Source organism: Paenibacillus periandrae (assembly GCF_022458865.1).
GTDB lineage: Bacteria > Bacillota > Bacilli > Paenibacillales > NBRC-103111 > Paenibacillus_S > Paenibacillus_S periandrae.
Genome location: NZ_JAJNMU010000001.1, coordinates 533,784 through 549,072, shown reverse-complemented (window position 1 = coordinate 549,072; position 15,289 = coordinate 533,784). Strand labels below are relative to the sequence as shown.

Annotated in this window: 14 protein-coding genes; all 14 read left to right on the top strand. The window is 46.1% G+C overall.

Going from position 1 to position 15,289, the window contains the following annotated elements; all coding sequences use genetic code 11:
- The first annotated feature begins 56 nt into the window (after positions 1-56).
- The 14 genes from LRL21_RS02490 (at position 57) to LRL21_RS02425 (ending at position 15,271) form a co-directional block, all read left to right on the top strand.
- Complete coding sequence (locus tag LRL21_RS02490) at positions 57-1,715, top strand: PucR family transcriptional regulator (RefSeq protein WP_240414166.1); 1,659 nt, start codon at positions 57-59, stop codon at positions 1,713-1,715.
- Between the two features lie 125 nt (positions 1,716-1,840).
- Positions 1,841-3,130, top strand: coding sequence for a dihydroorotase (locus LRL21_RS02485; RefSeq protein WP_240414165.1), 1,290 nt, complete (start codon positions 1,841-1,843; stop codon positions 3,128-3,130).
- Positions 3,127-4,308: a phosphopentomutase gene (locus tag LRL21_RS02480; protein WP_240414164.1), complete on the top strand. Its 1,182-nt coding sequence runs from the start codon at positions 3,127-3,129 to the stop codon at positions 4,306-4,308. The genes LRL21_RS02485 and LRL21_RS02480 overlap by 4 nt, the downstream gene beginning before the upstream one ends.
- A gap of 301 nt (positions 4,309-4,609) precedes the next feature.
- Entirely contained in the window at positions 4,610-5,353 is a 744-nt protein-coding gene (locus LRL21_RS02475; protein ID WP_240414163.1) for an ABC transporter ATP-binding protein, read from the top strand.
- Positions 5,353-6,120 carry an ABC transporter permease gene (locus LRL21_RS02470; protein ID WP_240414162.1) on the top strand — a complete coding sequence of 256 codons (768 nt, stop codon included), beginning with the start codon at positions 5,353-5,355 and terminating at the stop codon, positions 6,118-6,120. Before LRL21_RS02475 ends, LRL21_RS02470 begins: the two co-directional genes overlap by 1 nt.
- 24 nt (positions 6,121-6,144) lie before the next feature.
- Entirely contained in the window at positions 6,145-6,936 is a 792-nt protein-coding gene (locus LRL21_RS02465) for a nucleoside phosphorylase (protein ID WP_240414161.1), read from the top strand.
- Positions 6,936-7,982, top strand: a complete 1,047-nt coding sequence (locus tag LRL21_RS02460) for an ABC transporter substrate-binding protein (RefSeq protein ID WP_240414204.1) — start codon at positions 6,936-6,938, stop codon at positions 7,980-7,982. The genes LRL21_RS02465 and LRL21_RS02460 overlap by 1 nt, the downstream gene beginning before the upstream one ends.
- 15 nt (positions 7,983-7,997) lie before the next feature.
- Complete coding sequence (locus LRL21_RS02455) at positions 7,998-8,771, top strand: ABC transporter permease (RefSeq protein ID WP_240414160.1); 774 nt, start codon at positions 7,998-8,000, stop codon at positions 8,769-8,771.
- A 96-nt stretch (positions 8,772-8,867) separates the two neighbouring features.
- Complete coding sequence (locus tag LRL21_RS02450; RefSeq protein WP_240414159.1) at positions 8,868-10,181, top strand: Zn-dependent hydrolase; 1,314 nt, start codon at positions 8,868-8,870, stop codon at positions 10,179-10,181.
- Positions 10,150-10,938, top strand: a complete 789-nt coding sequence (locus LRL21_RS02445; RefSeq protein ID WP_240414158.1) for a dihydroorotate dehydrogenase electron transfer subunit — start codon at positions 10,150-10,152, stop codon at positions 10,936-10,938. The genes LRL21_RS02450 and LRL21_RS02445 overlap by 32 nt, the downstream gene beginning before the upstream one ends.
- Entirely contained in the window at positions 10,935-11,900 is a 966-nt protein-coding gene (locus tag LRL21_RS02440) for a dihydroorotate dehydrogenase (RefSeq protein WP_240414157.1), read from the top strand. The genes LRL21_RS02445 and LRL21_RS02440 overlap by 4 nt, the downstream gene beginning before the upstream one ends.
- Positions 11,901-11,912: 12 nt before the next feature.
- Entirely contained in the window at positions 11,913-13,619 is a 1,707-nt protein-coding gene (locus LRL21_RS02435; protein ID WP_240414156.1) for a methyl-accepting chemotaxis protein, read from the top strand.
- A 128-nt stretch (positions 13,620-13,747) separates the two neighbouring features.
- The gene (locus LRL21_RS02430; protein ID WP_240414155.1) at positions 13,748-13,933 is read left to right on the top strand and encodes a hypothetical protein; all 186 of its coding nucleotides are present in this window, start codon (positions 13,748-13,750) and stop codon (positions 13,931-13,933) included.
- Between the two features lie 249 nt (positions 13,934-14,182).
- The gene (locus tag LRL21_RS02425; protein WP_240414154.1) at positions 14,183-15,271 is read left to right on the top strand and encodes a carbohydrate ABC transporter permease; all 1,089 of its coding nucleotides are present in this window, start codon (positions 14,183-14,185) and stop codon (positions 15,269-15,271) included.
- The last annotated feature ends 18 nt before the right edge of the window (positions 15,272-15,289 follow it).

Genomic DNA, 15,289 nt, shown 5'->3' with positions numbered 1-15,289 from the left:
GAAGGATTCGCAAATGTAGTATAATGTCCTTTTCAAAGAGGGGGAGTGGGAGTTGGATGGGAGTCAGCGTAAAGGATGCGATGCAGATCGGCGGTTTGGTCAAGTGTAAGGTGGTAGCCGGGGAAAAGGGGCTGCATAAGACGATTGATTATATCACTGTTATGGAAGTGCCGGATGTGATCCGTTGGCTGAAGGGAAATGACCTATTGTTGACGAGTCTGTATCCGATCAAGGACGATGAGGAAGCGATTGGACAGCTGGTTCAACAATTGCATGCTGTGGGGAGCTCGGCCTTGGCGATAAAAACCGAGCGGTACGTGAAACAAATCCCTGCTGCGATCATTGAGGCGGGGAACCGGCTTGATTTTCCAATTATTGAAATTGATGACGAGGTTTCCTATCTGGATATCATGACCCCACTGATGGAACGGAGCTTAAATGAGCCGGATCTGGGGAAGGAGCAGCTGGAAAAGTCGTTCCAGTGGATCACGGAGCTGGCTATGGGAGGCAAGGGCATACCGGCCTTGGTGGAAGCTGTCCAGCAAATGACGGAAAACATCATTACCGTGGGTTCGGAGATGCCTAACCTCGAAGGTATTTCGTCGGGCAGTCATGTCGCTCCCCTCACACGGTCACAAAAAAACGAGTTGAAAATAGCGAAACGCTCAATCAGGATGGAGCGAATGCTTAATCATCTCAATACCCCCTGCATAGTCACACCATTGCTGTTAAACGATGAACTGTATGGAGATGTAACGTGCTGGCAAACCAAACGAGAATTTGTTGAGCGGGATTTTCTTATACTGGATCGAACGATACTGCTGATGGCTCTTGAGTTTTTGAAGGTGATTACGAAGGCTGATGTAGAACAAAATTTTAAGGATGACCTGTTAACGGAAGTGCTTTTGGGGAATATTAAGGATAAAGCCGAGGTTATTAATAAGGGGAGAATGTTCAACTGGGATTTAGCGAAGGATTATCAGGTGTTTGCTATCGCTTTTACCAGCTCTTCTTCACATACGACACTGATCGAGAATGAGGCACTGTGGTTTCAGGAGCGTAAACGAAAGCTGCTGCGCAAAGTGAACGATATTTTCCGATTTAATGCCATACTTACGATACGTAAGGAGCATATCATTGTGCTCTATCACTGCGATGGGACAAGTGCAACAGTGTATGCCCAGCAGCAGGGGCCCCACAAAAGCTCCACCATGGATTTGGCTGAATCCGCGTACCGGCAGCTTTCGCAAGAATTTGAGGAATTGCAGTTTACCATCGGTATCGGGCGGTTTTATCATGGACTGGAAGGCATTCACGAAGGGTATAAGGAGGCAGTTAAAGCGATTCAATTGGGAAAACCGATCAGCGGAGCCACAGGCTGTGTCCATTATGAGGATCTGGGTATTTATCGCGTATTGGGCCAGGTAAATGATTGGAAAGAGATGGAGGAGCTGTATTCGGAAACCATCGGCAAGCTGGTAGAATACGACTGGAGTAACAATGCCACCCTTGCAGATACGCTGAGGGAGTACTTTGCGAGCAATTGCTCTTTGTCGGAATCGGCAGAGAAGCTGTTCGTTCACGTGAATACGATGAAATACCGGCTGCAAAAAATAGAGCAGCTTACAGGCTGTAACGTTCATGATGCGGAGAAACGGCTGCTGCTGCATATGGGGCTTAAAATAGATCAGCTTTTACAGTCCGGCAATATTTAGGATTTGGCTAAACCGACGACACTCGGTTTATTTTTTTGTCCAATTCCACATATTCGCACCGCGATTTTCTTGGTACGATTTCTACTATCTCTTTCTATTACTTGAATTGAAAGGATTGACAGGACATGAAGATACTTATAAAAAATGGAACGGTTATCAATCCGGAAAACGATTTTAACGAAATCGCTGACGTCGTCATCGAAGATGGCAAGGTGGTTGCTATTGGAAATAAGCAAGTTGAAGCTATAGATCATGTGATTGACGCGAAGGATTTACTAGTGGTTCCAGGTCTTGTCGATATTCATGTTCATTTTCGTGATCCCGGCTTCCCACAAAAGGAAACGATTTCATCAGGTGCCGCTTCTGCTGCTGCAGGGGGATTTACCTCAGTGGTCTGCATGCCGAATACGAAGCCAAGTATTGATACGGTACAGACCCTTGAATATGTGCTTCGCACCGGACAGGAGCAAGCTAGTGTCAAGGTTTATTCCTCGGCAGCTCTGACTTATGGGATTGAAGGCAAGGTGCTAACAGAAATGGAAGCCCTTTATCGGGCAGGAGCTGTTACGTTTACCGACGATGGCAAATCTGTTATGGACCCACGACTCGTGCATGAGGCTTTCCGCAAAGCTGCAGAATTGGATGTGCCGATCAGCTCACATTGTGAGGATCATCAGCTGGTTCACAGCGGTTCCCTTAATCAGGGTAAGGTAAGTGAGCAACTTGGAGATCCGGGAATCCATCGGCTTGGTGAAGAATTGATTATTGCCCGTGATATCCTGTTCGCAGAAGATACTGGTGCAAGGCTTCACATTCAGCATGTGTCCACATCCAGAGGCGTTCAGCTCATACGCGAAGCGAAGGCTAGAGGGGTGAGGGTGACGGGTGAAGGTGCGCCGCATCATTTTTCCTTAACGGATGAACAGGCATTGGTAAGCGGGACCATGGCCAAGGTGAATCCACCGCTTCGCACCCGTGAGGACGTGGAAGCCGTCATTGCGGGTTTGGTTGACGGAACCCTGGATGCCATTGCAACCGATCATGCTCCGCACACGCTTGACGAGAAAGGGAGCCCATTAGCAAAAGCACCGTTTGGGATGGTGGGGCTGGAAACTGCTGTGGGTTTAACCTTCACCTACCTGGTTCATCCAGGGAAGCTGACTTGGACAGAGGCGATTGCCAAGCTGACGATTATCCCTTCGCGAATTATGGGTCTTTCTTCCGGAAGGCTGGCTGAGGGCTGTGATGCTGATATTACATTACTTGATCCGCAGAAAGAATGGACGGTCGATGCAGAGGCCTTTCAATCCAAATCCCGAAACAGTCCGTTTATCGGTATGAAACTTAAAGGGAAAGCCGTTCTAACGATGGTCAATGGTAAGGTCGTATATGACGAAATGGGGATAACCAGATGACGATTCGATTTCCTAGGGTTTTTCTGATTATTCTTGATAGTGTGGGCATCGGTGCGCTTCCGGATGCATCACAATATGGAGATTCAGGTTCTCATACGTTGGGACATATTGCCGAGACGACAGGACAACTGCGGCTGCCGCAGTTGGAGCAAATGGGTCTTGGCTGTATAGAAGCCATTCAAGGGCTGCAGGCTGTAGCAAATGCCAAGGCTCATTATGGGAAAATGGCCGAGATTTCAGCGGGCAAAGACACACTGACAGGTCATTGGGAGATTATGGGTGTATGGAATAAGGTGCCGTTTCAAACTTTCCCTGAAGGCTTTCCTGAAGCGTTCATTCAGGCTCTGGAGACGGCAGCAGGCCGCCGTATTATCGGCAATAAGGTTGCTTCGGGCACCGATATTCTTGTTGAGCTGGGTGCTCAGCATATGCAGAGTGGACATCTGATTGTATACACCTCAGCTGATAGTGTACTGCAAATTGCGGCACATGAAGATATTGTTCCTCTTGAGGAATTATACGCAATTTGCCAGAAGGCTAGGGAAATGACCTTAAATGAGAACGGTATCGTCGTGGGCAGGGTTATCGCTCGTCCATTTACTGGAGGACCTGACCTGTTCGTAAGAACGCCGAATCGACGGGATTACGCTGTGACTCCTCCTACGGCTACGGTTATGGACTGCTTGGTTGAGCAAGGGCTTGCTAGCATAGGGATCGGTAAAATTTCTGATATATTTGCAGGTGCGGGCGTTACGGAAAGCTTGAAAACCAAATCCAACAGGGATGGCGTGGACCGGCTGCTGAGCGTTATGAAGCATGATTTTACAGGTCTCTGCTTTTTGAATCTGGTTGATTTTGATGCTATTTATGGCCATCGTCGGGACCCGGCAGGGTATGCGTCCGCATTGCGGGAATTCGATGCGCGCTTACCGGAAATCACCGGAGCTTTAAGGCCCGATGATCTGCTCATCATTACGGCTGACCATGGCAATGATCCGACACATCTGGGCACTGACCACACCAGGGAATATGTGCCGCTGCTCGTTTCACATCGAAATCTCGATCAAGGCTTAAATCTGGGAATTCGTCCGACCTTTGCTGACGTTGGAGCGACGATTGCCGATAATTTCAGCTCGAAGCCCCCGGCGCATGGGCAAAGCTTTCTTTCCGATATCTAAGGGGAAAACTGCATAGTCAGAAAGAACAGTGGGCATGAATAAGAGCAAGGAAAAACTTGCTAGATGAACTAATTACAAATATTTCTATTCCGTTTCTGTTTGATATTGCAGTCCACAAAGGCTCAGCCGGATCAAGAATGGTAAATATGTACATTGTCTGAGCGGACAAAAATGATGGCTTTAATTTGTCGGTTTGGATATATTTCTTTACATTTATAAAATGTAAAATAAATGTATACAAAAGGAACAGCTATTTATAAAATGGTGTCCGTAAAATTGCGAAGTTTAAGGGGTGTTATACGTGTCTACTACTGCAATTCACATCGAGGATGTTAACAAAATCTACAAGGCAAGCGATGGGCGAGAGGTACAGGCGTTAACACATATTAATCTGGATGTAAAAAAAAGTGAGTTTATTTCCATTATTGGTCCATCCGGGTGTGGAAAATCCACATTATTGCGTATACTCGCGAATTTGGATACGCCATCGACGGGTAAAATTACATGGGAGAACTCGGCAGATAATATCGGTTTTGTATTTCAGGATGCTACCTTGCTCCCTTGGAAAACTGTATACCAGAATGCCAAATTTCCGCTTGAAGTCAAAAAGATGGAAACTTCGGCCAATCTGGAAAATTTGGACAAGCTATTGGAGCTTGCAGGCTTGAAAGGGTTTGAAAAGGCATATCCCCGTGAGTTGTCCGGCGGGATGAGGCAGCGGGTAGCGATAGTCAGAGCATTATCGTATAATCCGGATGTTCTGCTCATGGATGAACCGTTTGGTGCATTGGATGCTCTGACCCGCGACAAGATGGGTCTTGAATTGCTCCGAATTTGGACCGAAACCCAAAAGACTATCCTGTTCGTGACTCACAGTATTTCCGAAGCTGCATTTCTATCGGATCGTGTCATTGTGATGTCACCACGCCCAGGGAAAATTGATGAAATTATTGATATTCAATTACCACATCCGCGGACCGTAGAAGTGAAGGAAACGATCGAGTTCGTGAACTACGTTAAAAAGCTAAGGGAAGTGCTGGGCTAATGCTGAGATTAAGGCAAGCTGGAGAGTATTTCGTTGCCATCCTTATTCTAGTAGTCATCTGGTATGTGTATGTCATCGCTTTTGATGTACCTGCGTTTATAGTGCCGCTTCCTTCGGATGTAGGAAAAGCACTTATCGAAATGTTTTCCGCTCAGGATTTGCTGCACCATTTTTTCGTCACCTCCGGTGAGGTGCTGGCGGGTTTTGTATTAGGTATTGTATTTGGTTATTTGGTCGGTTATTTGATTGGCCGTTATAAATTTCTTGAAGAAGCATTGATGCCATACATTCTTCTTGCTCAAACGGCGCCGAAGATTGCCCTTGCTCCTTTGTTTGTCATTTGGTTTGGTCTGGGCTTCACCTCCAAGCTGATGCTAATTGTATCTATGGTGTTTTTTCCAGTTATGCTGGGTGCCATATTTGGCTTGAAAAGTGTCACGTATAATCTCAGATGCTTGATGCAAATAACGGGATTAAACTGGTGGCAAAAAATCATTCAAGTTGAGCTTCCTTATTCCTTGCCGCAAATTTTTGCAGGCTTGAAGGTCGGCATGGTCCAGGCGGTTATTGCTGCAATCGTTGCGGAATGGATTTCGGGTGAGAGCGGGCTTGGTTATTTGCTGGTGTTTAACAGCACAACATATAATTCCCCTATGCTGTTTGCCAGTATTATATACACGATTGTAGTTGGGATTATTTTCTACGCACTTATTAGCTTTTTGGAAAACCGTTTTCTATTCTGGCACGATTCCAAGCAAGTGAAATAATATTAGGGGAGGTGAAAAGAGAAGATGAACAGCAGATTCATTCAAGCAGATTTTCCTCTGTATGAAGGAACGAAAGTACCTCATTTACGCATTTCTGAAGGGGAAACAGCACCTTACGTACTGCTGCCAGGCGACCCGGCGCGAGTCGAGCTGATCCGTGAATTGTTCGACAGTTATGACATCATCAGCTCGAATCGTGAATTTAAAGTAGGCACAGGCGAGTACAAGGGGAATCCGATCTCTGTCTGCTCAACCGGCATAGGCGGTCCTTCGACAGAAATTGCTGTTCTGGAGCTGCTTCGCTTAAAGGCCAAGTGTTTACTTCGCATTGGCGGAACGGGAGCGATTCAGGAAGGCATTGATTGCGGGGATATGATTATCAATACGGGAAGTGTCCGGTTAGGCGGTACAACTGGCCACTATGCACGTCCTGAATTTCCGGCGCTAGCCAATCATTATGTGACTCAGGCGTTAATAGAAGCCTGTGAGGAATTAGGCTACCGCTACCATATTGGAATTGGCGCAACGACCTCTTCCTTTTATCACGGTCAGGGGAGAGACGTAGCTCCTTACAATTATTCAACTGACATCATTAATGAGATGAAGTCGCTTGGCGTGCTGAATCTGGAGATGGAATCAGAGACGCTGCTAACGATTGCTTCGGTTATGGGCGCTTACGCAGGCACCTTGCTTGTTGTTCATGCTAACCGCATCACGAATCAATGGCTGGTTGATTATGAGGAAAGTCAAATAAAACTATGCAGGGCCGCTTTGCTAGCTGTAGACAAATTGATAACCAGGGGTGTTGTTTCGTGATGAAGAAAAAATCAATTAGCCTTTTAATTTGTATGTTGTTTGTTGCTTCGATCTTGGCTGCTTGTGGAGCTAAGACGGGGAATGAAGCTGCACCTGCTGCACCTGCGCCAGGCGCAACCGATAAGCCTAAGGAGCTCCAAAAGGTTACCGTTCAAATGGACGGAGCTGCTGTTCCTTACTATGCACCGATGTATGTGGCCAAAGAACAAGGCTTCTTCAAGGAGCAAGGGTTGGATGTTGATTTTGTCTATGCTGATGCTGCAAGTATCGTGAAGAATGTTGCTGCCGATAACGTGCAATTCGGATTTCCTAATGCGGATGCAGTTATTACAGCCAAATCACAGGGTATTCCTGTAAAAGTCGTACACACGACTTATCAGCGCGGTTTGGGAGCGACTATTTTCAAAAAAAATAAAGGGATCACAAGTCCTAAAGATTTGAAAGGCAAGACAGTTGCCGTAACCAGCTTTGGAAGCCCGAACTATATCCAGCTTCAAGTTATGCTCGAGAAGAACGGCATGAATATCAAGGACGTCAATACGAAAATCGTAGGTACGGGTGCTATTGTCAATGCACTGGTGTCTGATGAAGTCGATGCTATCACTTTCTCGATGTTGAGAACCGTTGAGCTCAAAAACAGTGGTGTGGATGTGGACGAAATCCGCTCTGACGATTTCTTGCCTTCATTCGGTAATGTTGTCATCGCATCGGACAAGTATTTGTCCAGCAATAAGAACATGGTTATTGCGTTCAATAAAGCATTGAACCAATCGTTGGATTATATTATTAAAGGCAATGCCAAAGCAGCTATCGATATGTCAATCAAGAAGTATGCGACATCGTCTGAGGGTAAACAGGAGATTACAGAAAAAATATTCAATGATGTGTTCATTCCTTATCTATGGCAAAGTGATTTGACGAAGAAAGATGGCTATGGAGCTGCCGATATGGCAAGATGGCAAGCATCCATCGATACTCAAAAAACGTTTGATACGATCAAGACCAGCTTTAAAGCAGAAGATTTAGTTGTAACCAATCTAAAGTAACGCAGGTGATCGTAAATGAAGTATTACGGACGTAAAAGCTTGCTCGTTCTTGCTACGCTGATTGTGTTTATAGGGCTATGGCAAGCCTACGTATCTGTATTTCATATACCGGTACAAATTCTTCCGGGTCCATTATTGTTCTTGTCCAAGTTTTTGAATATTATGGCCATGGGTGATATGAGCACGCATATTGGATTAACCTTGTATGAGATTTTTGTCGGATTTTTGATTGGTTGTGTGCTTGGCTTGCTCTTTGGATATTTGCTTGCCAAGAGTGTACTGCTGGAGCGTATGTTCACGCCGTATATCGTTTTGGTTCAAATTGCACCCAAAATATCGATCGCTCCGCTGTTTCTATTATGGTTCGGGCTGGGCGCTACCTCGAAAATTGCTTTGGTGATGCTGGTTGTCTTTTTCCCTATTATGGTCAATACGATTGTCGGTATTCGTTCCGTGGAGAGCAATATGCAGGATTTGCTGCATATTCTCAAGGCTAACCGGTGGCAGCGTTTCTGGACCGTGGAGATTCCTTATTCATTGCCTTCAATCATGTCAGGTGTCAAAGTGTCTACGACCTATGCGATTACCGGTGCCGTGATTGGAGAAATGATCGGTGCAAAGGCAGGTCTCGGGTATCTCGTTATTCTGGGCAGTGAAACCTATGATATTAACCTTATATTAACAGCTGTATTGATATTAAGCGTAATCGGTCTGGTTTTATACCTTTTGTCTAATTTATTGGAGAAAAGGCTGCTCCGTTGGCATGAATCTCAAGAAGTTATTATGTAAGAAAAGCTTTCCGTTTCAGCCGACCCCAACGTTTTGTACTCTGTCTGACAGACCTTAACGAAGGGGCGTTTTTTTTAGAGTAAGAGGTGAAGAATCGTGAATATCACTCGTTTGGAGACTGCGTTATTAGAAGTCAATGAGATAGGTGCTGTCAAAGGGCAGGGAATCACCAGACTTGCCTACTCTCGCGAGCACTGGGCAGCGAATGCTTACTTTATTCAAAAGTGTGAGGAAGCAGGGATGTCCGTAAGCATAGATGCCTGCGGCAATGTGATTGCACGGAGGGAAGGCAGCGACCCACAGCTGCCTGCTGTAGCTTGCGGATCTCATCTGGATACGGTACAGCACGGTGGACGTTATGATGGAACGCTTGGCGTTATCGTGGGGTTGGAGATGATACGCAGCTTAAATGATAGAGGCGTTGTCACCCGTTATCCGATTGAGCTTATTTCATTCGCTTGTGAAGAATCGGCTAGGTTTGGAGTCTCAACAATCGGAAGTAAAGCAATGGCAGGGAAATTGAACCCGGATTCGCTGGAGCATTTGCTGGATAATGAGGGTATATCCTTTCCGCAGGCATTGGCTGCAGTCGGCCTGGACTTTGCACAAATCACAAATGCGCAGAGAAAGAACAATGAACTGAAAGCTTTTTTTGAGCTTCATATCGAGCAAGGTCCGCTGCTTGAAAAGCGCGGAGTGGAGATCGGCATTGTCACAGGCATAGCTGCTCCCGTCCGCCTGGAAGTAACGATTCAGGGTCAAGCGTCCCACTCGGGGACGACACCTATGAACATGCGTAAGGATGCGCTGATCGGAGCTGCCGAAATCATCACGGCTCTGGAGAAGGCGGCGTTAGAGCAAACCGAGCATGATACGGTCGCTACCGCAGGTGTCTGCGAGGTTCTTCCGGGAGCGATGAATGTAGTACCGGATTGGGTGAGCCTGAAGATAGATATTCGTGGCACAGATGCGACTTCCAGACAAATGATTATCGAACAGCTATACAGCTTGTTCCATGAATTGGAAAAAAAACGGGGACTGCAGATTGCAGCGCGAATCTTAAGTGAAGAAAAGCCGGTTGCCTTGGACAAAGAAACGATACGTTTGTTGTCCTCTGAGTGTGAGGCTCAAGGTGTCACTTATACCGATATGATGAGCGGTGCCGGGCATGATGCGATGAATATGGCTAGTATTTGTAAAACCGGTATGATTTTTATTCCATCCAGAGACGGTATCAGCCATCATAAAGATGAATACAGCTCCATCTCCCAAATAGCAAAAGGCGCTGCCTTGTTGGAAGAAGTTGTTCTCCGGTGTGCAGAAGAAGTTCGGAATGGTTCAACCGGGGCATTCAATAACATGGACAGGAGCATACAAGATGAAAGCGGAAAAAAGAAAAGTGCTATCTAATCAACAAGTCAGCGAACGTTATTGGCATATGATTGTTGATGCGTCAGACCACCAGATCACAGCAAAGCCCGGCCAGTTCTTTAATGTTCTCTGCGGGGAGTCTTATTATCCGCTGCTGCGTCGGCCTTTTAGCATATACAGAATCAATAAAGACAGCAATACGCTCGAATTTCTTTATTTGGTTAAAGGGATCGGCACCAAGCAGCTGGCAACTATTCAAGCAGGAGATACTGTCGATATTTTCGGTCCGCTTGGCAATGGCTTTACCCTGCGTGAAGAAGACGGAACGATTCTGATGCTCGCTCGTGGTGTTGGCATCGCCACACTGGCAGCGCTGGCGCAAGAAGCTGCGCAGCAGGGGGTTCGCAGTGTGGCTATCCTTAGCGCGAGAACAGCCAATGATTTACTTGCAGCCGATGCTTTGCAAGGATTCGGTGCGGAAGTATACAAGGTGACGGACGAAGACGGCAGCAGCGATGTCGAGCAGGTACGGCTGTTGATTGAGCGTATTATGCAAGAGCATTCCATCCACGCGGCCTACACCTGCGGCTCGAAACGGTTGTCTATGCTGCTGCAGGAGATTGCCGCCGGGCAGGATATTTTCGCTGAAATCGCATTGGAAGAAAATATGGGCTGTGCGTTGGGTGTCTGTTTTGCTTGTGTCTGTGATATTCAGGACGAGAATGGAGCTACCCGGAGTGTCAGGGTTTGTAAAGAGGGCCCGGTATTTGCCTTGGAACAGGTGGTGCTATCATGATCAAAGCGGACCAAGAAACACGAAAGCAGGAAGCTGCTTTAAATTTGCAAGTCCAAATCGGAAGTCTCACTTTGCAAAATCCGATCATGCCGGCCTCGGGAGCCTTCGGCGAAGAGATGGAACAAGTGATTGATTTTAATGAAATTGGGGCGATCGTTCCGAAAAGTATTACCAAGCATCCTCGTAAGGGAAATTTAACGCCAAGAGTTTGCGAGGTTCCTGCAGGAATGATCAATTCCATTGGTATTCAGAGCAAAGGGATTGCGTATTACCTGAAAGAAACGATTCCGAGTTATGATAAGTATGATACACCTCTTATCTCCAGTATTTCGGCGGATTCAATAGATGAGTTTGCGGAGATGGCAGAGATTATCGGGAAGCTGGATAGAGTCAGAGCCTTGGAGCTGAATATTTCATGCCCCAATCTGAAAGGAAATGGACTTGCCTTTGGTATGGACCCGGAAAGCACACGCGCATTAGTCTGTAAGGTGAAGGAAGTTACCGACAAGCCGATTATCGCAAAGCTTTCACCCAACGTGACCAGTATTCAGGAAATTGCCCTCGCAGCTGAGCAGGGCGGAGCGGATGGGTTGAATGTGGCGAATACCATACTGGCTATGGCTATTGATATCCATACACGCAAGCCCAAAATCGGAAATAATATGGGTGGTTTATCCGGACCGGCGGTCAAACCGATTATTGTCCGTATGATTTATCAGGTACGTCAGGTCACCTCTTTACCGATTATCGGCTGTGGCGGGGTCTCAAGTGGCGAGGATGCCATCGAAATGATTTTGGCAGGAGCTACTGCGATACAAGTAGGAACGGCCAGCTTTATCCAACCAACGGCAATGATTGATATCCTGCAGGAAATCAAGGACTACATGGTGCTTTATCAAATTCAGAATATTAATGATTTAATAGGGAAAGTTATGGTAAATAGTATTTATGCTGCAGAATAAGGGAGGTTTATTTTGAGTATAGTCATACTTCGCAATCTGAAATTCAGGTCAAAAATGATAATATTAAATGTGACAGCTCTTATTTCTATCATTCTTATTGCGTTTGTAGGCTATCATTATATGACGAGTATGGCTGTGAATTCCAAGGAAATGTACATGAGTCGATTGATGCCGGTCAAATGGATCAATAATGTTCAAACCAGCACACGCACGAACGAAGCCAGTATGCTTGAGTTTCTGTTGACGAAGGATGAACTGTTAAAAATCAAGATCAGCAAGCAGGATCAATTTATCGATACTACAATTGAAGCGTACAGTAAGATTGCCAATACTCCAACCGAAATGGAGCTGCTCGAGCAGTATAAGAAGCTGCTTCCTGCTTACCGTACAGCTGTCGACAAGGTAATTGGGCTTGCTATGGCTAATAATGAAGCCAAGGCTTACGATGCTTTTGTGACAGAGGCCAGCATACTTGGCAAACAAATTAATCAAACCCTAATCGACTTGTCTGATTACAATGAACAAATCGCTGAGCAGTTGTATGTGCAAACCGAGCGGGACTCAACTACAGCACAGCTCATTACTTTCATTTCAACCTTGTTGGCTGTAGCGATTTCTATTCTTGTAGGCGTTATGATCAACCATGTCATTACAACACCACTGCGCTCCCTGCAAGAGTTAATGAACAGGGCTGGAGCTGGCGATCTTTCGGCAAATGGAGATTATCCTTATCAGGATGAGGTAGGCAGTCTGACCAGCTCTTTTAATAAAATGCTGGAAGGCTTACGGGGCTTGGTCGTACAGGTTTCGGACAATGGGCTGATCATTTCTTCGAGCTCTCAACAGCTGCTGGCAAGTACAGAGCAAAGTGCGCTGGCCTCCGAGCAAATCGCTTCATCAAGTGAATATTTGGAGCAGGAGCTGGATAAGCAAGTGATCAGTTTAGAGGATGCGACGAATGCCATAGATCAAATGGCGGACAAGATTACAGCGATCCAAAGTAACAGTGAAAACGTGTATGTATCTGCTGGACAGGCCGCTACCGCTTCCAAAGAAGGGGCCTTGACCGTAACATCCGTATCGGAACAAATGGTATCGATCCATTCGTCGGTGAAGGATTTGGATGCTACTATTGAGCTGTTGACTACGCATATTCGTGATATTGGCAAATTCGTTGCCGTCATCCATGAGATTTCAGCTCAGACGAACCTGCTTTCCTTGAATGCGGCAATTGAATCGGCGCGTGCAGGAGAAGCAGGAAAAGGCTTCGCGGTTGTCGCTGCAGAGGTCAAAAAGCTTGCTGACGAATCCGCAGTTTCCTCTCAACAAATTGAGAGGCTGATCGGTTTGATTCAATCGGAGATGAAACGAATTGGCAGTACCATGCAGAGCGGTTTATACGAAGTGGAATTAGGGATCGAAAAAACGAAGCAAGCCCAAGTCGTCTTTCAGCATATTGATGTGGCGGTTGACCATGTTTATGCAGGTGTAAGCAGCGTCAAAGAAACGGTTGACCATCTGATATCAGGCAGCCAAAGAATCGTGACCGTTATGGATGTCGTCGATAACGTTGCCAAAGAGGGCAAGGCAGTGAGTCGGCAAAGCTCAGCTTCAAGTCAGGAGCAGTTCTCCAGTATGGAAGAAATCAGAAGTGCGGCAGAATCATTAGCCAAGCTTTCTGAGGATTTGCAGCTGGCTTTACAGCATTTTCGACTGTAAACGACAATTTTTAACAAAAGTCGCTAGATTGTCATAGTGTTGATGATGATTTTAAGGTAAACTAATGGCAAGCGACACAGTTGGTTTATCCATTCGTCGATACTACATTTATGGAAGGGATGATTTTTATGAATAAAGTGGAAAAGGTAAAGGCATTTTCAGAGTTGTTTGAACTCATTAACATGTATTATGTTGAACGGGATCAACCAAGCGAGGAAGACAACTTTTTTGCAAAAGTGGAGAACTGCTGTGATCTATTGGAATTGGATTTTGAAGAGCTTAAAAGAGCGTTTGAGCTTAACTCTCTGGCTTAAAACCCATACGTTTGGAATGACCTGGCCTTTGGCCAGGTTTTTTTCTTATTTTCATGAAAGTCTGAGGCATCTGAAATGACCGTTATTGTAGCGATTATGACCGTTTGAGCACAGGTGGGTGCCGATAAATGTAAACAACGGTAAGCCTTTCAACAATTTCTTTACGTGTCTCTAATCCTTGCAAAACACTGCATAGGTAGAATTAGTATGTAAGCCAAACAAGGAAGCTATCAGGAAGGAGCATTCGGAGTGATATTTAAAGAGGCTGTAGCATTAGGGAGTAAGCCTACTGTTAAACCTGCCGCAACCCTTCGTGAACGCAAGCAAGTCAAGCCGCGTTCCAAACGAAAAATAAGAGAAGCATGGACTGGATTTATGTATGCCCTGCCTGCACTGGCACTACTATTGCTGTTTCGATACTGGCCACTTGTGTTCGGGATGTGGATCAGTTTATGGAAATGGGGATATGTGCCGGAGCGTTTTATTGGCTTGGACAATTATGTGCGAATATTCACCGAGGATCTAATTGTGAGTGATTCTGGAGCCGGCTTGGAGCTTGGCGCTGTCGCGCAGGCATTTATGGTGACGATCTTTTATGCGATAGGAACGATTCCGTTAACGCTATTGCTTGCTTTTATTGTAGCTTATGTGTTGTTTCATATTACGAAAGGGAAGACACTGCTGCGGGTTCTGTTTTTCCTTCCTTATATTACCTCTCATGTAGCTGCGGCGATTGTGTTCAAATGGATTTTTCATCCGAGTGTCGGTCTTGCCAACTGGGGAGTACGCTCCATGGGAGGAACTCCGCAGCAGTGGCTTACTGATCCTGATCCCATTCTGATCAAGCTGATCACGACGCTTGGAGGCCAATGGCCGGCTGCCATTCCGACCGTGCTTGCGGGGCCGACCTGGGCACTGGCTGTCATTATATTATTCTCGATATGGAGCAGCCTTGGCTTTCAGATTATCGTGTTCCTGTCCGGCATGACACAAATTCCGCATGATCTGACGGAGGCGGCCCGTATCGATGGAGCGCGGACCTGGAATGTGATTCGTCATGTGACGCTTCCATTGCTGTCTCCGACCTGGTTTTTGCTTACGATCGTATCGGTCATCGGGGCTTTTGAATCGTTTAATGCTTTTTATGTATTTTCCGGTGGTGAGGGTGGTCCGCTCGGCTCGACAATGTCATTACCGTTGTATATTTTTCGCAGCTTTTATGTGTATGGTCAGATTGGCTATGCTTCGGCAGTATCGATGGTATTGTTCGTGCTGCTGCTGGGATTGACCTGGCTGCAGCTGCGCTATGGTGAGAAAAAGGTTCATTATATGCATTAAACGGAGGAAAGCTTTGAG